This window comes from Agrobacterium sp. GW821-FHT14E08 (genome assembly GCF_058803865.1).
Genome location: NZ_JBXAPJ010000001.1, coordinates 418,943 through 440,369 on the forward strand (window position 1 = coordinate 418,943; position 21,427 = coordinate 440,369).

At 60.9% G+C, this 21,427-nt stretch carries 16 protein-coding genes; 8 read left to right on the plus strand and 8 right to left on the minus strand.

The window, feature by feature from the left end; all coding sequences use genetic code 11:
• Window positions 1–28 precede the first annotated feature (28 nt).
• From AC1ROR_RS02075 to AC1ROR_RS02085, 3 genes are all read left to right on the plus strand, one after another.
• On the plus strand, window positions 29–787 hold the full coding sequence (locus tag AC1ROR_RS02075) for a response regulator transcription factor (RefSeq protein ID WP_035218197.1): 759 nt from the start codon (window positions 29–31) through the stop codon (window positions 785–787).
• Window positions 788–796: 9 nt separating this feature from the next.
• Entirely contained in the window at window positions 797–2,206 is a 1,410-nt protein-coding gene (locus AC1ROR_RS02080) for a sensor histidine kinase (RefSeq protein WP_080836541.1), read from the plus strand.
• Between the two features lie 67 nt (window positions 2,207–2,273).
• Window positions 2,274–2,699 (plus strand): thiol-disulfide oxidoreductase DCC family protein, encoded by a 426-nt coding sequence (locus AC1ROR_RS02085; RefSeq protein WP_498588479.1) that lies wholly within the window; start codon window positions 2,274–2,276, stop codon window positions 2,697–2,699.
• A 103-nt stretch (window positions 2,700–2,802) separates the two neighbouring features.
• Here AC1ROR_RS02085 and AC1ROR_RS02090 read toward each other — a convergent pair whose 3' ends face one another.
• Window positions 2,803–3,666 (minus strand): MipA/OmpV family protein, encoded by an 864-nt coding sequence (locus tag AC1ROR_RS02090; RefSeq protein ID WP_498588480.1) that lies wholly within the window; start codon window positions 3,664–3,666, stop codon window positions 2,803–2,805.
• A gap of 316 nt (window positions 3,667–3,982) precedes the next feature.
• Between AC1ROR_RS02090 and AC1ROR_RS02095 the strand changes: the two genes are divergently transcribed.
• Complete coding sequence (locus tag AC1ROR_RS02095) at window positions 3,983–6,952, plus strand: bifunctional [glutamine synthetase] adenylyltransferase/[glutamine synthetase]-adenylyl-L-tyrosine phosphorylase (RefSeq protein WP_498588481.1); 2,970 nt, start codon at window positions 3,983–3,985, stop codon at window positions 6,950–6,952.
• Between the two features lie 214 nt (window positions 6,953–7,166).
• Here the strand turns inward: AC1ROR_RS02095 and AC1ROR_RS02100 are convergent, their stop codons facing one another.
• The 3 genes from AC1ROR_RS02100 to pepN form a co-directional block, all read right to left on the minus strand.
• Window positions 7,167–9,503 (minus strand): PAS domain-containing sensor histidine kinase, encoded by a 2,337-nt coding sequence (locus AC1ROR_RS02100; protein WP_498588482.1) that lies wholly within the window; start codon window positions 9,501–9,503, stop codon window positions 7,167–7,169.
• Between the two features lie 237 nt (window positions 9,504–9,740).
• A complete protein-coding gene (locus AC1ROR_RS02105; RefSeq protein WP_498588483.1) occupies window positions 9,741–10,061 on the minus strand; it encodes a carboxymuconolactone decarboxylase family protein in 321 nt (106 codons plus the stop codon).
• A 132-nt stretch (window positions 10,062–10,193) separates the two neighbouring features.
• Window positions 10,194–12,842 (minus strand): aminopeptidase N, encoded by a 2,649-nt coding sequence (gene pepN, locus AC1ROR_RS02110; protein WP_498588484.1) that lies wholly within the window; start codon window positions 12,840–12,842, stop codon window positions 10,194–10,196.
• Between the two features lie 430 nt (window positions 12,843–13,272).
• Here pepN and AC1ROR_RS02115 point away from each other — a divergent pair, with 430 nt between their 5' ends.
• Entirely contained in the window at window positions 13,273–14,211 is a 939-nt protein-coding gene (locus AC1ROR_RS02115; protein WP_498588485.1) for a DMT family transporter, read from the plus strand.
• A 425-nt stretch (window positions 14,212–14,636) separates the two neighbouring features.
• On the opposite strand, the gene AC1ROR_RS02120 is transcribed toward AC1ROR_RS02115, so the two are convergent.
• From AC1ROR_RS02120 to AC1ROR_RS02130, 3 genes are all read right to left on the minus strand, one after another.
• Window positions 14,637–14,828 (minus strand): hypothetical protein, encoded by a 192-nt coding sequence (locus tag AC1ROR_RS02120; RefSeq protein WP_035218182.1) that lies wholly within the window; start codon window positions 14,826–14,828, stop codon window positions 14,637–14,639.
• A gap of 152 nt (window positions 14,829–14,980) precedes the next feature.
• Window positions 14,981–15,892 carry a uracil-DNA glycosylase gene (locus AC1ROR_RS02125; protein WP_498588486.1) on the minus strand — a complete coding sequence of 304 codons (912 nt, stop codon included), beginning with the start codon at window positions 15,890–15,892 and terminating at the stop codon, window positions 14,981–14,983.
• A 43-nt stretch (window positions 15,893–15,935) separates the two neighbouring features.
• Window positions 15,936–17,234, minus strand: coding sequence for an Hsp70 family protein (locus AC1ROR_RS02130; protein ID WP_498588487.1), 1,299 nt, complete (start codon window positions 17,232–17,234; stop codon window positions 15,936–15,938).
• A gap of 302 nt (window positions 17,235–17,536) precedes the next feature.
• Between AC1ROR_RS02130 and AC1ROR_RS02135 the strand changes: the two genes are divergently transcribed.
• Window positions 17,537–18,514 carry a sensor domain-containing diguanylate cyclase gene (locus tag AC1ROR_RS02135; protein WP_498588488.1) on the plus strand — a complete coding sequence of 326 codons (978 nt, stop codon included), beginning with the start codon at window positions 17,537–17,539 and terminating at the stop codon, window positions 18,512–18,514.
• Between the two features lie 21 nt (window positions 18,515–18,535).
• Here AC1ROR_RS02135 and AC1ROR_RS02140 read toward each other — a convergent pair whose 3' ends face one another.
• Window positions 18,536–19,324, minus strand: coding sequence for an SDR family oxidoreductase (locus tag AC1ROR_RS02140; RefSeq protein WP_498588489.1), 789 nt, complete (start codon window positions 19,322–19,324; stop codon window positions 18,536–18,538).
• A gap of 142 nt (window positions 19,325–19,466) precedes the next feature.
• Here AC1ROR_RS02140 and AC1ROR_RS02145 point away from each other — a divergent pair, with 142 nt between their 5' ends.
• Both AC1ROR_RS02145 and AC1ROR_RS02150 read left to right on the plus strand, forming a co-directional pair.
• Window positions 19,467–20,387, plus strand: coding sequence for a cation diffusion facilitator family transporter (locus AC1ROR_RS02145; protein WP_498588490.1), 921 nt, complete (start codon window positions 19,467–19,469; stop codon window positions 20,385–20,387).
• Between the two features lie 184 nt (window positions 20,388–20,571).
• A complete protein-coding gene (locus AC1ROR_RS02150; protein ID WP_498588491.1) occupies window positions 20,572–21,336 on the plus strand; it encodes an isocitrate lyase/PEP mutase family protein in 765 nt (254 codons plus the stop codon).
• The last annotated feature ends 91 nt before the right edge of the window (window positions 21,337–21,427 follow it).

The window sequence follows — 21,427 nt, forward strand, 5'->3', positions numbered from 1 at the left end:
TCAAGGCCAGGTCTTCGGAGGAAATCTCATGGAAAACAAGGTTCAGGAAATGTCTGTCGCATCTCTTTCCGGTTGTGCGGAAAAGGGCGAGGGCGCTATTGTCCCGCACATGAAGATTCTTGTCATTGAAGACGACCTCGAGGCTGCGGCCTATATGACCAAGGCGTTCCGCGAAGCCGGGATCGTCGCCGATCACGCCAGCGACGGCGAGAGCGGCCTGTTCATGGGCTGCGAGAATGCCTACGACGTGATGGTGATCGACCGCATGTTGCCGCGCCGCGACGGGCTTTCCGTCATCAGCGAGCTGCGCCGCCGCGGCATCGAGACACCGGTTCTGATCCTTTCCGCGCTGGGGCAGGTGGATGACCGCGTCACCGGCCTGCGCGCCGGCGGCGACGACTATCTGCCGAAGCCCTATGCCTTTTCCGAACTGCTCGCCCGCATCGAGGTGCTTGGCCGCCGCAAGGGCAAACCCGAGCAGGACATGGTCTACCGCGTCGGCGATCTTGAGCTTGACCGGCTGTCGCATGATGTCCGCCGGGGCGGCAAGGAAATCCTGCTGCAGCCGCGTGAATTCCGCCTGCTGGAATATCTGATGAAGAATGCCGGCCAGGTGGTGACCCGCACCATGCTTCTCGAAAATGTCTGGGACTATCATTTCGACCCGCAGACCAATGTCATCGACGTACATGTCTCCCGTCTGCGCTCGAAGATCGAGAAGGACTTCGAGAAGCCGCTTCTGAAGACCATTCGCGGCGCTGGCTATATGATGAAGGACGAGGGCTGATTGGCGAAAATGGCCCGCCTCAGAATAGTGTTCCGGTCAACAGCGGTGCGCCTTTCGGCGCTCTATATTCTGCTGTTTGCGCTCTGCGCCGCCTTCCTGGTCTTTTATGTCACCGCCCTTTCCGAACGGCTGCTGAACCAGCAGACGCGCGATGCTGTGCTGCAGGAAGTCTCGGATGTGCAGCGCATCTATAGTCGCGGCGGCATCAACCCGCTGCTGAGGATGATGGAGCGCCGTGCCCGCCAGCCGGGGGCAAGCCTTTACGTCATCGCCGGGCCGAATGGCGAAATCCTTGCCGGCAACGTCGCCTCCGTGCAGCCGGGCGTCTTCGACAAGGAGGGCTGGACTGGCTTTCCTTTCCGTTACGAGCGTTATTCCGAAAGCGGCGACAGCGTCCAGCATCTGGCGACGGCCAATATCTTTCTGCTGGATAACGGGTTGCGCATCCTGATCGGCCGCGACCTTGGCGAACCGACCAAGTTCCGGGCGCTGGTGCGCAACGCGCTGATGGTGGCGCTGGCCATCATGGGCGGCGGCGCGCTGCTCATCTGGTTCGGCATCGGCCGCAATGCGCTGAAACGTATCGACCGCATGTCGGCGGCAACCAAGAAGATCATGGCGGGCGATCTATCCCAACGCCTGCCGCAGGGCCGTTCCGGCGACGAGTTCGACCGGCTTTCCGGTTCTCTCAACGCCATGCTCGGCCGTATCGAGAAACTGAATGAGGGTCTGCGGCAGGTCTCCGATAATATCGCCCACGACCTCAAGACACCGCTGACGCGGCTGCGCAACAAGGCGGCCGCAGCACTTGACGACGATGACGAAAGCAGACGGCGTGCCGCACTTGAGGGCATCATTGCCGAATCCGACCAGCTCATTCGTACCTTCAACGCGCTGTTGATGATTTCCCGCGTCGAGGCCGGCTCGATTGCCGCCGAAATGACCGATGTGGACATGTCGGCAATCGCCGCCGACAGCGCCGAGCTTTACGAGCCGGTGGCCGAGGATGCCGGGCTTGTGCTTGAGGCCGAAATCGAGCCTGGCCTGTCCGTAAAGGGCAATCGAGAGCTGATTGGACAGGCGCTGTCAAACCTCATCGACAATGCCATGAAATATGCCTGTGAGGGCGAAGGTGACAAGAAACTCGTCGTTCGCCTTGTGACGGAGCCGGAAGCCATCGTGCTTTCCGTTGCGGACCATGGCCCCGGCATCCCCGCCGACAAGCGCGGCGAGGTGCTGAAACGCTTCGTGCGGCTGGACGAAAGCCGCTCCAAACCCGGCACGGGACTTGGCCTGTCTCTGGTAGAGGCCGTGATGGAACTGCATGGCGGATCGCTCGTGCTTTCAGACACGGACGCCTCGAATGCGGCCTGCCCGGGATTGACCGTTTCGATGGTGTTTCCCCTTCCCAAGCCGTAGACTGTGCCGTCTGGCGAGATTATCGCCGGCGAGATCGCTTCGTGATCGACAAAAGGACCTGCGACGGATGGCAAGCACATCTCCCTCGACCGGCGACCGACACCACCCGATCATTCTGTTCGATGCCGAATGCGTGCTGTGTTCCGTGAATGCGCATTTCGTGCTGCGGCATGACGCGGCCGGATATTTCCGGCTGGCATCCATGCAGGGAGACGTCGGTGCGGAAATTTACCGGCGACATGGCATGGACCCGAAAAACCCGGCCAGCCTGCTCGTCGTGGAAGGCGAAAGGGTGCGACAGGACAGCGACGCTATTCTGAGCATCTATGAGGCGCTTGGCTTGCCGTGGCGGCTGCTCACCGTCCTGCGCGTCATTCCCGCATTTTTGCGGGATCCCGTTTATCGTTTTGCCGCGCGCAATCGCTACCGTTGGTTCGGAAAACGCGAGCAATGCTGGGTCGCGCCGCCGGAATACAGGGACAGGATCCTTTGACCTGGTGCGGGCTTCGGCCCGCAGCATGCGGTAATCTCCGTGCAAGGGAAAGATGCGCGACTGACTTCGGCCGCGCACCTTCTTTCAGGCGGGATGCTCCGGATCAGAAGGTGTAGGCGACGCCCAGCATCGCGAATGGCTGGATGTCCTTTTTCGACAGGGGGCTGTCCTTGGCATCGCCCAGCAGGAAGCCGACGCCACCGGTGCCGGTGATCGACCAGTTCTCGGTCATAAGATACGTCACGGAGGCGCTGGCATCGATGCGCTTGAAGCCCGATTTGGCGTCAAAGCGGCGCAGGCCCGAACGGGCGGACTGGGCCGCGGTGACGCCGAAATAGGATTTCATGTGCTTGTCATCCGCCCAGGTCGCGGAAAGGTCCGCGCCGAGGATGAACTGGTCGACTTTGTGCGAAACGCTGGCGCCGACGGTTGCCGTCAGACCTTCGCTGCCGTTGATGGTCTTGTCCACCTTCGCATAGACTTCGAAGGGATCGATGCCATAGGCAATGACGCCGCCGACCACGCCGCCCGCCTTGATGTCACCCATTCCGCGAAGGTTTTTCTTGTCGTCCTTTTCCTTGCGCCCGGCTTCCCATCCGCCCTTCACACCCAGTCTGAAGCCGTTGTGGTTCAGCAGGTTGACGGTGACGCCGCTGAAATCGATGCTGAGCGTGTCTCCATACTGGACGGACACCAGCGGAACCGCACCCGCTTCCAGCTTGTCCGAGCCTTCATATTTGGGAGCGTAGGCAGCACCCACGCCAAGCGTGATCTTCCACTCGCTGGAACTGCTGTAACGGGCATTGTCGAAATTGCCCTGCGGTTCGGCGAACCTGTCGGATTTGCCGATATCGGCAGCGAAGACGGGCGTAGAGACGGCCTGCGCCAGGGGCAGCGTGCCCAGGCACAAGGCCATCGCACGCAGGTTCTTTTGCCATTTCACTGTAAAAATCTGTTTCATGATCATATCCGTTGCAGCATCAAGCCTTGCAAAACCTGGGAGTCGGGTTTCGTTGAGGAGGACGCTACGCGGGCACAATTGCGGAGACATTACGCGAGATTGCCGGCCACGACCGAAATGGCGCTTCCGCATGCCGGGACCTGGAAAAGATCGGTAAAAACGGTTTTCCTGATCGCAAAGCGCCCCGCATTTGTTACAACGCGGGGTGTATGCGCCCGAAAGCTTCGACAATCGCGGCGGCAGGACGATTTTGCGGGGAGTGATCCTTCCCGAAAATCAGGCAGCGTCGAAGCGCAGGGCGCCCGGGAGAGGGAGAGAGACAGTGACGAAACGGGAAACCGCTGAAAGGCGGCTGAGCGAGGTTCTGCCGGGTGTGATCCGCCCCTATACGCAGACGGAACTGAAATCCGTTCTCTCGACGCTCAAGGATATCGCCAAGGCCGAACCGGCGGTGGCGGCGCTGCTCGCCGCCGAAAGCCCGCTGAAGGATTTCATCGCTGCGGCTTTCACGCTCTCGCCCTATCTGCGCGACATGGCGGCGGCGGATGAGGGGCTGCTGACGCTTGCGATTTCAAAGCCGCTGGAGCCGCTGCTTGCCGATCTCGTCCGTGAAGCGCGCGATTGCTGGAGGCCGGGCGAAGAGGGTGGCGTGCCCGTGGAAAACGAAGTGATGTCACGGCTGAGGATCGCCAAGCGGCGGCTTTCCTTCGTTGCGGCGCTTGCCGATCTGGCGCGCATCTTCACCGCCCGTGATACGACACGCTGGCTGAGCGACATGGCGGATGCATCGCTTTCCGCCGCTATCGATCACCTGCTGCTGGCCGCCCATGAGAGCGGCAAGCTCAAACTGAAGAACGTGGCCGCCCCAAGCGAGGGTTCCGGCCTGATCGTGCTTGGTATGGGCAAGCTCGGCGCGCGCGAACTGAATTATTCCTCCGATATCGACGCCGTGGTGTTCTTCGAACCTTCAGCCGGTATCATGGACGATCCCTACGATGCGACGGAGAATTTCGGCCGTATGATGCGCCGTCTGGTGCGCATCATGCAGGAGCGCACGGCCGATGGTTACGTCTTCCGCACCGATCTGCGGCTGCGGCCAGATCCCGGCTCGACGCCACTCGCCATTCCCGTGGAGGCGGCGCTGCTTTATTACGAGGGCAGGGGCCAGAACTGGGAACGCGCAGCCTATATCAAGGCGCGGCCGGTGGCGGGTGACATCAAGGCGGGCGAAAACTTCCTGCGCGAGTTGACGCCCTTCATATTCCGCAAATATCTCGATTACGCGGCGATTGCCGATATTCACTCCATCAAGCGGCAGATCCACGCCCATAAGGGCCATGGCGCGATTGCGGTGAAGGGCCACAATGTCAAGCTCGGGCGCGGCGGCATTCGCGAGATCGAGTTCTTCGCCCAGACCCAGCAGCTGATTGCCGGCGGGCGTATGCCGGCGCTCCGGGTGCGCGCAACGCAGGAGGCGCTTGCGGCGCTGACTGAGGCGAAATGGATCGATGCCGAAACGCGTGACAGCCTGACGGACGCCTATTGGTTCCTGCGCGAGGTGGAGCACCGCATCCAGATGGTGCGCGACGAGCAGACACATGTGCTGCCCGACACCGAAACCGAATTGAAGCGCATCGCCTTCATGCTCGGTTTTGAAGATACCAAGGCCTTTTCCGAAAAGCTGGAAGAGGTGCTGCGGCTGGTGGAGCGTCGTTATTCGGCCCTGTTCGAACAGGAAACGAAGCTCTCCGGTGAGGCCGGCAATCTGGTCTTCACCGGCCAGAAGGATGACCCCGATACGTTAAAGACGCTGTCAGCGCTCGGTTTCGGACGACCGGAGGATATTTCCCGCGTCATCCGCACCTGGCACAACGGCCGTTACCGGGCGACGCAATCGGTGGAAGCGCGCGAGCGGCTGACGGAGCTGACGCCGGACCTGCTGCGCGCCTTCGGTGAAAGCAAGCGGGCGGACGAGGCGCTGCTGCGTTTCGACAATTTCCTCTCCGGTCTGCCGGCCGGCATCCAGCTCTTCTCGTTGCTCGGCAACAATCAGGCGCTGCTGTCGCTTCTGGTGATGATCATGTCTTCGGCCCCGCGTCTTGCGGAAATCATCGCCGCCCGCCCGCATGTCTTCGACGGCATGCTGGACCCGGCATTGATGAGCGACGTGCCGACGCGCGACTATCTCGCCCACCGCATGGGCAATTTCCTCTCCAATGCCCGCCATTACGAGGATATTCTCGACCGTCTGCGCATCTTCGCCGCCGAACAGCGTTTCCTGATCGGCGTTCGGCTGCTGACCGGCGCGATCCGTGGCGAGGTCGCCGCCCGCGCCTTCACCCATCTGGCCGATCTGGTGATAGAGGCGGCGCTCAATGCCGTTCTGGCGGAAATGGAAGCGGCGCATGGGCCTTATCCGGGCGGGCGCGTCGCTGTCATGGGCATGGGCAAGCTCGGCTCCTTTGAGCTGACGGCGGGCTCGGATGTCGATCTTATCCTGCTTTATGACTATGACGATGCCGCTCATGAATCCACCGGCGCAAAACCGCTCGATGTGGTTCGCTATTTCACCCGCGTCACGCAAAGGCTGATTGCGGCGCTTTCCGCGCCAACAGCGGAGGGCGTGCTTTACGAGGTGGACATGCGGCTTCGCCCCTCCGGCAACAAGGGCCCGGTGGCGACGCGCATTTCCGCCTTCGAGAAATACCAGCGCGAGGAAGCCTGGACCTGGGAGCATATGGCGCTCTCCCGCGCCCGCCTGATCTGCGGCGATGCCTCGCTGATGGAAGATGCACGCCGCATCATCGCCTCCATCCTTTCCCAGAAACGTGACGTGGCCAAGGTCTCCGCCGATGTGTTGGAGATGCGCAGCCTGATCGAGCAGGAAAAGCCGCCGGAAAACAACTGGGATTTCAAGCTCATCAATGGCGGGCTGATCGACCTCGAATTCATTGCCCAATACCTGGCGCTGGTGGGGCCGGTGAAGGGGCTTGCCGGGCATGAACCGGGGCGCAACACGGCCGAGGCGCTGCAGGCGCTCGCTGCCCCTGTCATGGAGCCGCAGGCCTTTGATGAATGCATGGCGGCGATGGCGCTCTACACCGAAATCTCGCAGATCGTACGGCTATGCATCGATGGCGCCTTCAACCCGAAGGAAGCGCCGGCGGGCCTCACCGATCTCGTTTGCCGGGCGGGGGATTGCCCTGACATTCCCACACTGGAGGGGGAGGTGAAGCGGCTGGCGAAAGCGGTGCGGAAGGCGTTTGTGGCGACGGTGAAGAATGGTGGGTGAGGCTTCACCCCCCTCTGCCCTGCCGGGCATCTCCCCCTCAAGGGGGGAGATCGATATGCGGCACTCTTCAGCCCATCTCTAACGTTGCGAATGAGCGAGCGTTAGCTCCCAGCTGATCTCCCCACCTGTGGGGGAGATGCCCGGCAGGGCAGAGGGGGGTATCGCGCATTCGAGCTTTACGTATTGCAGGACAGTCAGCGCGTCCGACGCCACCTCAATGCACCGTCCCGCAGCACCCCGCCGCATGCGGAATGATGATCGTCACCACCGTGCCACGGCCCTCACACGAGCGGATTTTCATCGTGCCGCCATGCAGCTTCACGAGCGAGCGGGAAATGGCGAGCCCGAGGCCGGAGCCGCCCTGGCTCTTGGCATATTGGCTCTGCACCTGTTCGAAAGGCTGGCCGATCTTGTTGAGCGCCTGGGCGGGAATGCCGATGCCGGTGTCTGCGATGGTAAGGATCATCGCGGCCTGATGCACATGGGTGCGCAGCGCGATGCGACCGCCATCGCCGGTGAATTTCACGGCGTTGGAGAGCAGGTTGAGCATGATCTGCTTCATGGCGCGGCGGTCACCCTGCATGGTGAGACCGGCGCAGACCTTCTGCTGCACGGTGATGTTCTTCTGCTCGGCCTGAATGGCCGTCAGGCGCAGGGTCTCCTCGATCAGCGGCGCGAGATCGATGGTCTCGCGGTTGATGCGCATATGGCCCGCCTCGATCTTCGACATGTCGAGAATATCGTTGATGACGTTGAGCAGGTGTTTGCCGCTATCGTGAATATCGCGGGCATATTCGGAATATTTCGGCGAGCCGACCGGTCCGAACATTTCGTTTTGCAGGATGTCGGAAAAGCCGAGAATGGCGTTGAGCGGCGTGCGCAGCTCATGGCTCATATTGGCAAGGAATTCGGATTTCGCCCGGTTGGCGGCCTGCGCACGCTCTTTTTCGGCGAGGTAATTGGCATTGGCGTCGGAAAGCTCGGTCTTCTGCCGCTCCAGCTTGTGTTGCGAGGCGGAGAGGTCGCCGATGGTGGCCATCAGCCGGCGCTCGGAATCGCGCAGGCGCTCCTGATGGCGCTTCAGAAGGGTGATATCGGTGCCGACCGCGACGAGGCCGCCATCGCGGGTGCGGCGCTCGTTGATCTGCAGCCAGCGGTCATCGGCAAGCTGCACTTCGGTGGTGCGCGATAGGCCTGATTGATCGGGGTCAGCAACCCGCCGCTCCACCACCGGGCGGGCGGCGGCCGCATGCACGGTGCTTTTTTCCGTGCCTGCCACCAGCACGCTGTCCGGCAGGCCATAGGCCTTCTGGTAATGGGTGTTGCACATCACCAGACGGTCGTTCTTGTCCCACAACACGAAGGCTTCCGAGGTGGATTCGATGGCGTCGGCAAGGCGCTGGTCGGCCTCGGCGTAGCGTTGCGCAAGGCGGTGCTGCTCGGTCACATCCATGGCGATGCCGATGACGCGCGGGCCGTTATTGGTGCGGATGACCTGGGCGCGGGCGCGCAGCCAGACATAATGGCCCTTGGCATGGCGCATGCGGAAGATCTGGTCGATCTGGCGCAGGTTGCCGCAGCCGACGGCGCGGGCAAGCTCATAGAGATTGCCGTCTTCGGAATGCATCATGCGGGCGGCGTCGGAGAAGGACAGCGGTGCGGCCTTCGGCGGCAGCCCGAGAATTTCGTAAAGCGAACCGGACCAGAACATGCGCCGGCTGGAAAGATCGAAATCCCACAATCCGCAGCGGCCGCGAGACAGCGCGGTTTCGACCCGCAGGTTGGATTCGGCGAAGATATCGTCGGCGTCGCGGGCGCGCTTCACCTGCATGTAATAGGCATAGAGCACGACCAGCAGGATCGAGGAAATGCCGGCGAACAGCGTCACGTTCATGGCGATTTCGCTGCGCCAGAAAGAACGGATCGGTTGCAGCGAACGGGCCGCGATCACCATCGCGCCATCGTCACCGAAGGGGATCATCGTCGCATAGTGCTGCTGGCCGTCGATATTGGTCTCGATGGTACCGGGTGCGCCGGGGAAACGCTGCACGATGGCGATTTCCGGAAGCAAAGCCGGCAGCGACGTGCCGATATAAAGCATCGCTTCCTTGCCAGCGCCTGCGAAAATGCGGCCATTGCTGCCGGAGAGAAGCACCATGGTGCCATCGGCAAGGCTGCCGGACGGCAGCGCCGCAACGAGAGCAGCTTCTGCCTGGGTGCGCTCCTGCGAGGCGAAGACCGAACCGTTGTTGAGAAGAGCCGCCTTGGCAGTCAGCGCCGTCAACGCCGTGGAGTGGCGGGCGGCCTCTTCCATGCGGCCGTATTCGGCAGCGATGCCCAGCATGCGTGACGCAGCGACGACGACGAGGAAGGCGAGGATGAGAATGGGGATCAGGCGCTTCAGCAGGGTCTCGACCTGCAAGACCGGGCGGTCGGAGCCATTCATCAAACCCATCAGGTCGCTGGAGAGCCTTTCGCTCCAGGCCGCAAGATCAGAAAATTTGGCATACGGCCGCTCATCGCCCGCAGTCGCCCGCCGCACGTTCGTCATTGTCCCGCCTTCAAGATGTCCCCACTGATTCGAAGCGCCGCCGCTCGAATATGACTAGTGAATCAAATGCGATTCGCCGTGTCCAGAGGCAAAAGTTAAAAGAATTTTAACCCCTTGAACCGACTCCGTATTTTTTCGGGACGGTCTGTTTCCGCTTTGGCTAAGGCGGGAATTATGAACGAAATCAGTGAGCCGGCAATCTGATCCGGTCTTTGCGGAACGTCGCTGGAACAGGCGTCAGGCTCCGTCGAAGGCCTCGAGAGCCGGGCCAAGCGCACTGATCACGCCATTGCCCGCAGCGGGAAGACCGGTCAGCAACGCACTGATGATATCGTCGCGGCTTGCGCCCCGCACCTTGGCTTCCATCACGTGAAAGGCGAGACCGCTTTCCAGACGCAGGGCGGCAAGAATGCCGATATAGATCAGGCTCTGCGTTTTCACATCAAGCGTGGACGCCGCCCCTAGACCCTGCACGGCCTGAAACCATGCCGCCTTGTGGGCCGGAGCATCGGTCATGAGGCGCTGAAACGAAGCGCTGGTCTTGGACATGTCCGTCATCTGAAATTCCTTTCCGGTCTCTTCAGCCGTTCCCGGCCTCTCGCGAACCATCATGTCGCGCAACGCGATACGCCGCCTTGATGGCGATCAAGACGGCGTATCGGCATTGTCCGGAGTTTTGGCGTGGGGCGGTCAGCCCTTCAGGATGCGCCCGACGATGTCGCTTACATCCGTCGACAGTCCCTTGGCGTCGGCGATCGTCGAAAGCGCCGCCTTGGCGTGTTCGGCGCGGCTTGCCTCCAGCGACCGCCAGGAGCGCATGGATGTGAGAATGCGGGCGGCAAGCTGCGGGTTGCGCTTGTCGATGGCGATGATCTGTTCCGCCAGGAACCGGTAGGCCGCGCCATCGGCACGGTGGAAGCCGGTGGGGTTGGCGAAGGCAAGCGTGCCGACGAGCGAGCGTACCCGGTTCGGGTTGGTGGCGATGAAATGTTTGGATTTCATCAGCGCCTTGATCCGGTCGAGCGCACCGTCGCCCGGAATGGCGGCCTGCAGCGAGAACCACTTGTCGAGCACCAGCGCATTGTCGGCGAAGCGTGTTTCGAAGGCGGCAAGCGCTTCCTTTGTTTCCGTGCTTTCCGGGAAACGCTGGGTCAGGACGCTGAGCGCATGGGCGAGATCGGTCATGTTGGTGGCGTCGGCAAAGGCCTTCGCCGCGCGGGCCGGCGTCTCCTCGGCAAAGGCGAGATAGGTAAGCGCGCCGTTGCGCAACGAGCGGCGTCCAGCGCTTTCTGCGTCCGGGCTGTAAGCCTCGCCATCAGCCGTGCTGTCGGCAAGCCGCCGCAGCGTTTCGAGCCCGGCTGTCGCAATGGCCTTGATGGTGGCGTTGCGCGCCTTGTGGATGGCGTCCGGATCGTTGTCGCCGCCCATTTCGCGAGCAATATCCGTTTCGCTCGGCAAGGCCAGCGCCTGAGCCCGGAAGGCGGGCTCAAGGGCGTCGTTGCCGATGATTTCGATGAGCGTTGCGGTCAGTTCCGCATCCGTTTGAACGTCCTTGCCATTCTGAACGGCCCTGGTGGCGGCAATCAGCGCCGGCAGGGCAAGATCGGTCAGCGCCTGGAAACGGGCGAACATATCCGTCTCATGCCGGGCGATCTGCACCAGATCGGCCGCATTCTGCTCGAAATCCAGATTGATCGGCGCCGAGAAGCTACGATTGATCGACAGCACCGGCCGCGAGGAAATGCCGGAGAAGGAGAATGTCTGGTTGCGTTCGGTCAGATGCAGCACGCCGTCGCGATAGTCGCCGCCTTCGACGGTCTGCGGTTCGGCGATCTGGCCATTGTCGAGGATCAGCGCCAGCGACAGCGGAATATGACGCGGCTGTTTCACCGGCTGGCCGGGTGTCGGCGCGGTCGTCTGCTCCAGCGTCAGCCTGAAGGTGGCGTTGCCGGCGTCGTAAGCCGAGGAGACGGAGACGAGCGGCGTGCCCGCTTCGGTGTACCACAGAGAAAACTGCGAGAGGTTACGGCCGCTGGCATCCGCGAAGCTCCTGACGAAATCCTCGACGGTGGCGGCTTCGCCGTCATGGCGCTCGAAATAGAGGTCCATGCCCTTCTTGAAGTCGTTTTCCCCAAGGATCGTGGCGATCATGCGGGTGACTTCGGCACCCTTTTCATAAACGGTCGTGGTGTAGAAATTGTTGATTTCACGATAGGTATCGGGGCGCGGCGGGTGTGCCAGCGGGCCGGAATCCTCGGGAAACTGTTCCGATTTCAGGTGACGCACATCGGCGATGCGCTTGACCGGGCGTGAGCGCATGTCGGCGGAAAATTCCTGATCGCGATAAACCGTCAGGCCTTCCTTCAGGCAGAGCTGGAACCAGTCGCGGCAGGTGATGCGGTTGCCCGTCCAGTTGTGGAAATATTCATGCGCGATGATGCGCTCGATATTGGCGTAGTCAGCATCGGAGGCTGTTTCCGGGTCGGCCAGCACGAATTTGTCGTTGAAGACGTTGAGACCCTTGTTCTCCATCGCGCCCATGTTGAAATCCGATACGGCGACGATCATGAAAATATCGAGGTCGTATTCGCGGCCGAAACGCTCTTCGTCCCACTTCATTGAACGCTTCAGCGCGTCCATCGCATAGGCCGCACGCGGCTCCTTGCCGTGCTCGACGTATATCTTCAGCGCCACGTCGCGGCCGGACATGGTGGTGAATGTGTCTTCGACCACGCCGAGATCGCCGGCGACAAGCGCGAAGAGATAGCTGGGTTTCGGATGCGGATCGAACCATGCCGCAAAGTGACGGCCTTCATCGTAATTGCCGCCGCCGAGGAAATTGCCGTTCGACAGCAGTAGCGGATTGCCTTCCTTCGCCGCGATGATCGTCACCGTATAGGGCGCCAGAACATCCGGGCGGTCGGGGAAATAGGTGATGCGGCGGAAACCTTCCGCCTCGCATTGGGTGCAATAGACGCCATTGGTGCGGTAAAGCCCCATCAGCTGCGTATTGACCTGCGGATTGATGTAATTGGTGACGCAGATTTCGAAGGGCGCCTCAATCGGCAGATTGCGGATGCTCAGGCTTTCCGGCGTGGCGTCATATTGGCCGGCGGGAAGCTCCACCTGGTCGAGCAGCAGCCCCGAAAGCTTCAGCTCGTCGCCATCGAGAACGAGGGGAGCTGTCTCGTCAGCGCCTTCCCGGCGGTGGAAGATCAGACGGGCTTCGACCTTGGTATTCTTGGGGTCGAGTTCGAAGGTGAGATCCACCCGCTCCAGAACGAAATCGGTGGGGCGGTAATCTGCCAGGTGAACGATCTGGCCCGTGTCTGTTCGCATGACTGTTCCTGAATAACTTTGTCGTTGTCCTCCGGGCATCATGTCGTCATAAGGCCCGGATGTAAAATAGGTGCAGTATTCGTCACGTTCATGTGCGCGTCGGAGGACATTCTGTCCCGCCATGGAAGGCTTTTCCGGCCCCGCAGACGATCCTCCCGCTGCCGGACCTGCGGACCATCGCAGCAAATGTTGAACGATTGCTGAAATTGTATTTTATTTTCTTCAAATTTTAGCATGCCTCGCCTGTATTGGACGAAAGCAATGTCCTGTTACGGTCGGATCAACCGAATTCATGGGCGAATAACATTTTTTGATGTAAAGCGCCGGAGGAATGCTCTAGCCTTGCATAAATCCAATTCCCCTGCGTTGTCCTTCCCTGCATGAAAATTTCCCGATGGCGTGTTTGCGCAGCCGATATGAGTAACTGCCAATGAACGCCGAGCCGACAAATCCCTTTCGCGGGATAAGCATGAAGCTGATTTCGGTCGGCTTTTTTCTTGTCATGCAGACCTGTATCAAGGCCGCCGGTCCCGATGTGCCGGCCGGCCAGATCACCTTCTTCCGCTCCGCTTTCGCCATCATCCCCATCGTCGTTTATCTGGCCTGGCTGCATGCGCTGACAAGCGCGCTGCACACCAACAATCTGCTTGGCCATTTCAAGCGCGGTTTTCTCGGCATCCTGTCCATGGCCTGCGGTTTTTATGGGCTGACCATGCTGCCGCTGCCGGAATTCATCGCCATCGGTTACGCGTCGCCGCTGCTGGCCGTGGTCTTTGCGGCCTTCATTCTGCGTGAGAAAGTGCGTATCTATCGCTGGAGCGCGGTTTTCGTCGGCATGATGGGCGTGCTGGTGATTTTATGGCCGAAGATGACGCTTCTGAGAGAAGGCGGCTTTGCCTCCGGCGAAGGGCTGGGCGCGATTGCCGTGCTTTGCGGCGCAGCACTCGGTGGCCTCGCCATGATTCAGGTGCGGCAATTGGTGGACACGGAAAAGACGCCGACTATCGTGCTTTATTTCTCACTCACCGCCACATTGCTGTCGCTGGTGAGCGTGCCCTTCGGCTGGAGCGACCTGGATATGAGGCAGTCCATCCTGCTGATTACCAGCGGCATTTGCGGCGGCGTCGCGCAAATCTTCCTGACGGAGAGCTATCGCCACGCGGAAGTCTCCACCATCGCGCCTTTCGAATACAGCTCCATCGTCTTCGGCATTGTCGTCTCCTATATACTGTTCGGAGACGTGCCCACCATCACCATGCTGATCGGCACGGCAATCGTTATCATGGCGGGCATCTTCATCATCTTCCGCGAGCATCAGCTGGGGCTGGCGAGACGGGCGGCGCGCAAGGCCTCGACCCCGCAGGGGTGAGGGAGCCCAAATCTACGCGTCCTGCATGTTCTCAGGATAGGCGCGCGGCATTCTCATCCGCTGAATCTCACGAAAAATGCTTCTTCTCCGTCATCCCGGCCCTGAGCCGGGATTCAGCCGACGCGCGTCTGCGCGGCGAGACGAGCCGTTTCAGCCCAAGGACTTGGGCTGGCTGGATTGCGGCTCAAGGCCGAATGACGGAGCCGGAAGACGCATGGCCGAGGACGAGACAAAAGTGCAGTTTTCGCCTCAACTGGCGTTGGCGGAAGAAGGGACGGCCGGGCGGCACTGCAACCCTGTGAGTCGGCTCAAGACCTTGTCACAGCCTCGCGAAAAACACGCAAAAGCAAAAGGCGCCTTCCCGAAGAAAGACGCCAGCGCGCAATCATCTATATGGACAGGATTTTACGCCTGCCTGAATGCTCTCAGCGCTCGCGGAAATCCGCGAAGACAGCTGCGGGACGTGTGACGCGAACCTGCTGCATGGCAGCACGTGCGGTCAGCTGTTCGTTAGCGGCAGCGCCGAAACGATGGTAACCCTGACTGGAACGAGGGCCGAGGCCTGCCAGACGGAGTGTTTCAAAGCCGGAATGCACCGGACGGAAGCGAGTGGTCATTGCCTTGGTTCCTTAAACCGAATTCCTCCCAAGACATGGCGCCTATATCGCAGCGCAGCATGGATTCGGCAAGGCGGCCAAATGCGCCGCTGTTATGCGCATTGTGCATGGCTTTTTTCATAATTCGTTTACACTGAGCAAGAATAAGGCAATCAGCCTTCGGAGATTTTTGCCTGAAACGCTAATAAATCCTGCCATGCCAATGACTTGGAGGCAGGCGCGTTCAAAAGTTCCTGCGGATGCAGGCTGGCCAGAGCCGGTAAAACCATATGTCCGGCTGCGACATCACGCCACTGTCCGCGCAGCGTATGGATCGTTCCGGTGCCGCCAAAAAAGAAACGTGCGGTCAAGTTGCCCAGAAGCAACAGGTATTTCGGCTCCGCAAGAGCGATCTGACGCTCGATGAAGGGGCGGCAAATATCGATTTCGGCCTGAGTCGGCGGGCGGTTGCCCGGCGGTCGCCAGGGCAGGACATTGCCGAGCAGGATCGCGCTGCGCTCAAGGCCGATGGCCGCCAGCATCCTGTCGAGCAGCAGCCCCGTCTTGCCGGCGAAGGGCAGGCCCTCGCGGTCGTCATCCGCATCCGGCATGGGACCGATGACCATGATGGCGGAGGCAGGATCGCCCTCAGTGAACACCGTGTTACGGGCGCTGTTCTTGAGGTTGCAGCCGCTGAACCCCTCAAGCGCGGTTTTCAGTTCGGAAAGAGACCGCGCACTTTCCGCCGCAAAACGGGCGGCTGCCACGGCCTGTTCGTCCGGCACGGCGACATTTTGCTGAACGGCCGGTTGCTGAAGTGCGCCAGCCTGCGCAGCACCTCTTGCCGGAGCGTTGCGCCCCGGCGCCTGCCGCTGCGACGTCTCGGCATGGCGTTCTGCCCCACCGGTCTCCACTCGGCGGGCGGGTGCCTCTTGCCCCGCTACCGGGCGGGCAGCGCGGGCGGCGGCAAATTCGGCGAAACGGTCGAGCGGACTGTCCTCCAGCAACCAGTCCACGCCCGCATCCGCATGGAAATGCAGGAGGGCGGCAAGTTCGGCCGGGGAGAGGTCGTGAGCGGCGATCATGGCTGGAAATTATCCCATGTTCGCCGCCCGGGGAACCCGTAAATCACGCTGTCCAGCGCTGAATGTCACCGCTTTCGCCGATCATTGCGAGACCATGGGCAATCGAGAGCAATTCGCCACCGGTTTCGATCCGGTCCGCATCGAAACGGCGGGTGAAAAGCTCCCGCACCGCCGGTACGAAGGAGGTGCCGCCGGTCAGGAACACCTTGTCGATTGCATCAGGTGCGACCTGCGTCTTTTCCAGAACCTCGTCCAGCGCGCCCTCGATCTTGGCAAGGTCCTCGGCGATCCAGCTGTTGAAATCGCTGCGCTTGACCGTCTTGCGACCGGCCCTACCGAGCGGCGCGAAATTGAACTCCGCTTCCTCGGAGGAGGACAGGGCCATCTTGGTGGCGGAAATCGACTGATAGAGCGGATAACCCTCATCATGCTCCACCAGGTCGATGAAGAGTTCGAGTTTTTCCGGTTCCAGCGCCGAGCGCACCAGCGATTTCAGGTCGGTGAATTCCTTCGAGGTCTTGAAGATCGACAGCTGGTTCCAGCGGCCGAAATTGACGTAATAGCCGGAGGGCACATCCAGCACCTTGTCGAAGCTTTTGAACTTGCTGCCCTTGCCGATTTCCGGCGAGACGAGATTGTCGATCATGCGGAAATCGAAATGGTCGCCCGCAACACCCACGCCCGAATGACCGATGGGGGTGGCGGAAAGCTTGCCGGCATGGGTCTCGAAACGGATCAGCGAATAGTCGGTGGTACCGCCGCCGAAATCCGCCACCAGCACGTTGGCATCCTTTTTCAGGCTCTGGGCGAAATAATAGGCGGCCGCCACCGGCTCGTAGACATAGTGGATTTCCGGAAAACCGGCCCGGCCCAGCGCCTCGTTATAACGGGCAAGCGCCAGCGCCTCGTCCGGATTGCTGCCGGCGAAACGCACCGGCCGGCCGGCGATGACGGTGGAGACGTCGCCCGGCCATTCCGCACCCGCATAGGTCTTCAGCTTGCGCAGGAATACATCCATCAGATCTTCGAAGCTCTGGCGCTTGGCGAAGATGAGCGTGCCCTGGAAGAGCGGCGAGGCCGCGAAGGTCTTGATGGATTGCAGAAAACGGCAATCGCCCGCATTGTCGATGAATTGCCGGATGGCGGCATGGCCAGCTTCCACATGCAGGGCGGCAGCGCCCAGGCCAGAATCCTTCATGAAGGAGAGTGCCGTGCGCATGCTGTCATCCGTGCCCGCGCTGCTGGTGAAACGCATGGAGCGGCTGTCGCCGCCGCCATTGGAAAGAGCCATGACCGTGTTGGTCGTGCCGAAATCGAGGCCGAGAGCCCGCTTTTGCGTCATCGCCATATTCCTTGTCGCCGATAGATATAACCGCCCGGCCTTGGAAGCGGCCCGGCGTGAAAATAAGGGATGCCCTTGGCGTCCCGATGTCAGAGGAGGGCGGTTGATTGCACAAGCCCGGCGGAATGGCAAGCGCCGCGCTCGCGTTTATTGTGACATTTGCATGAAGTAATCACCGTCGACGGAACGGAGTCTTGTCGGTTGCATTAAATATTTTTTTGCATAAGCCGAGTATAAGGCTGAAATATAGCGTTTAAGAGCAGTTTATTTTTATATTTGTTGCGTTTGTAGACGGAGCCTCAATGTCCCGCAAGTCGGCCCGTTCCTTGCCTGAAGAAGTGCCGTCGGAGCAGCCCGCCCTCGTGCGCGGCGACGCGGAAGACCTTAATCGTCACCTCATGGAGCTGATGGAAGCGTCGCAGCAGGGTTATGCCCTTTTTGACGGCGGCGACACGCTGCGTTTTGCCAACTCCGCGTTCCGCCTGGCCCTTGGCATGGGGCCGGAAGATTTCCCGACATGGGTGGAGCTGATGCGCAGCGGCTACCACAACGCCAGTGGCACGGCCATAGAGACCACCGATTTCGAACTGTGGCTGCGTTCCGCCAGAACGAGGCGCGGCAAATTACCCTTCCGCACCATCGAGACCAGCCTGACTGACGGGCGCTGGATATTGACCACGGAAACGACGCTGCCCGGCGGCTGGATGCTGTGCGTGGTCACCGATGTCTCCGAACTCGGCATCGAATTGCGCGATCTGCGGCAGGAGCGTGACAGGGCGCTGAAATCGGCGCTGAGCGACGAACTCACCGGCCTCGGCAACCGCCGTTACGCCATGGATAGCCTCAACCACATGCTCGGTCCCAACAAGGCCCAGGCCCTTGCCGTCATCATCATGGATATAGACCACTTCAAGGCGGTGAATGACCGTTTCGGCCATGCGAGCGGCGATATGGTGCTGAAGGATTTCGCCGGTCGCCTCTGCGCCGCCGGCGGCCGCGACGATCTGATCGGGCGGATCGGCGGCGAGGAGTTTCTGCTCGTTCTCGGCGGCTCGCGCATGCTGAGTGCGCAAAACATCATGCAGACATTGCTGGCATCGTTGCGCGAGGCATCACCGCTGAGTGATGTGCCGGATTTCCGCTATAGCTGCTCGGCCGGCATTGCCTTTGCCAATCCCGGAGAGAGCGCCAGCGATGTGTTGCGCCGTGCCGACACGGCGCTTTATGAGGCCAAGAATACGGGCCGAAACCGCGTCGTGGTCTACGGAGCGGCCTCTTGAGCGGCCCGGTTCCTTTCGGCGTCAGTTAGACTTCGCCGCGCCGCCATCTACCCTGAGCATCGTGCCGGTGATGTAGCTTGCCGGTACCGAGCAGAGGAAAGCGCCGGCGGCGGCGAATTCTTCCACCGTGCCGAGCCGGCCGGCCGGAATGCTCTTGACGGAGGCCTCGCGAATTTCCTCGACGCTTTTGCCCAGACGCTTGGCGTTGGCGCCATCCAGCTCGTCGATGCGGTCGGTGTGGATGCGGCCGGGCAGGAGCAGGTTGGAGGTGATGCCGAAACCGGCGACTTCCGAGGACAGCGTCTTGCTCCAGCCCACCAGCGCCCCGCGCAGCGTATTGGAGAGCGCCAGATTGGGGATGGGTTCGAACACGCCGGAGGAGGCGACGGTCAGGATGCGGCCAAAGCCCTGTTCCTTCATCTGCGGCAAAAGCGCGTTGGTGAGCGTGATGACGCGCAGCACCATCGACTGGAAGAACGTCTCCAGCTTGTCCGTCGTGATCTCCTGTGCAAGGCCCGGTGTCGGGCCGCCGGTGTTGTTGACGAGAATGTCGATGCCGCCGAGCTTGTCCTTGACCGCCTGAACCATGCTCTCGACGAAATTGTCATCGGCAAGATCGCCCCAGACCCAGTCGGCCTTGCCCTTGCCGAGCGCATTGATCGCCTTGCAGTTCGCATCCAGCTTCTCACCGCTTCTGCCGACGAGAAGGACATTGGCGCCTTCTTTCGCCAGCGCCGTGGCAATGCCCAGCCCAAGGCCGCGTGAGGAGGCGAGAACGAGAGCGCGTTTGCCGGAAATGCCGAGATCCATGGGTTGTGTCCTGTCTTGTTTGCAGCAGATCGTGATTTCGAACGGGATTTCAGGCTAAAATCGCATGGATTTTTCGCTATCCCGCCCGGTCTGCCCTGTTTATAGGAAGGCAACGCCCGCTTTTGAAGGTCAAATACGCGCCATGACAGAACAATCTCTGCTAAAATTCTCCATCGCCGTCACTGTTCTTCTGGCCGCCTTCGGCATCGGCGCAGGCTTGTTCTCCGGCTCCTTCGCGGTGGTGTTCGACGGGGTTTATGCCCTGACCGATGCTTTCATGACGGTGCTGGCGCTGCTCGTGGCGCGGCTGATCGCCGCCTCCGCAGCGCCCAGGCCGGGTGGCAGGCTGGCAGAGCGTTTCACCATGGGTTTCTGGCATTTGGAGCCGATGGTGCTTGGCCTTAACGGCACACTTTTGATGGGGGCTGCGATCTATGCCCTGATCAATGCCGTCGACAGCCTGATGGATGGCGGCAGATCGATCGAGTTCGATTATGCCATCATCGTCACCTTTGTCAGCTTTGCGGTCTCGCTTGCCATGGCATGGTTCGTCAAACGCCAGAACCGCCGGCTGAAATCGGCTTTCGTGGCGCTGGACGCCAAAAGCTGGCTGATGAGCGCGCTCCTGAGCGTCGCGCTCTTCCTAGCCTTCGCCATCGGTTACGGGCTGACCGGGACAGGTCAGGCGTGGATCGCCCCCTATATCGACCCCGCCGTGCTGGCCCTGGTCTGCCTTGTCATCATCCCCATGCCACTCGGCAATGTGAAGCAGGCGCTCGCCGACATCCTTCTGGTGACGCCGCTGGAATTCAAGCAGCATGTGGACCGGGTGGCGGCGGAAACCGTCGAAAAATTCGGTTTCGCCTCGCATTATTCCTATGTCGCCCGCGTCGGCCGCGGCCGTCAGATCGAACTCTTCTTCATCGTGCCGAAGAACTGGCCGGCCCGGCGTCTGGAAGAATGGGACGCGATCCGTGACGAGATCGGCGACGCGCTTGGTGGCGAGGATGCGGATCGCTGGCTGACGATTGTGTTTACGACGGATGAGGAATGGGCGATCTGAGCGGGACGCCCGAGACTGGCCGCACGCAGTGCTCGAAAATAAGGACATCGACGCCCGAAAATCGGCGGTCGCAACGCATGGCCAGTGTTAGCAGTTTTCCGGATTGTTGCAGCGGCTTCGGCCGCCTGTAACGACTGATTGGATGAGCAAAAGCTCGGCAATATCGATCACAGGAGAGACCGCTATGAACAGTCAAATCGAACGTGCGGAAATATTCCGCAGCTTGCACATTCCGGGTGATCCCATCGTCCTCTACAACATCTGGGATGCGGGAAGTGCGGTGGCCGTTGCGCGTGGCGGGGCGAAGGCGATAGCCACCGGAAGCTGGTCTGTCGCCGCGGCACAGGGTTATTCGGATGGTGAGGAAATGCCACTGGATGACGCATTGTCAGTCGTCGCACGCATAACGAAAAGTATTGATCTGCCTCTCACCGTGGATTTTGAAGGCGGTTACGCAGATACCCCCGCCGCCGTCAGGCAAAATGTTGGCCGCCTGTTTGCCCTCGGCGTCATCGGATTGAACTTCGAAGATCAGGTGGTGCACGGCAAGGGTCTGCATGACATCGGTCACCAGTCGGATCGGCTTCGGGCGGTCCGCAGCGCGGCAAGTGATGCCGGTATCCCGGTTTTCATCAATGCACGAACGGATGTGTTTCTGAAGTCAGCGGAAGGGGTGGATCATGCAACCCTGCTGGACGAAATATTCGCCCGCGAGGCCGCCTATGCTGCAGCAGGCGCGGATGGCTTTTTCGTGCCTGGGCTGAAGGATAAAAAGCTGATCGAAAAAATATGCCGACAGACAACGCTGCCGATCAACGTCATGACATCGGGAGATACGGAAGAGGTTCGCGCATTGGCAGAGATCGGCGTCGCCCGGATCAGTTTCGGACCCGCTCCCTACGCAAGGGTCAGTCACGACCTGGAAAGCAGAGCGCGTATTTTTGCCTGAAAAGAGGCGCGCGCTTCACTCAAAATCCGGCTGTCAATCGGTATCGAACATCCGGGCGATCTTGTCGCCGACCTTGCCCTTTCGCTGGACA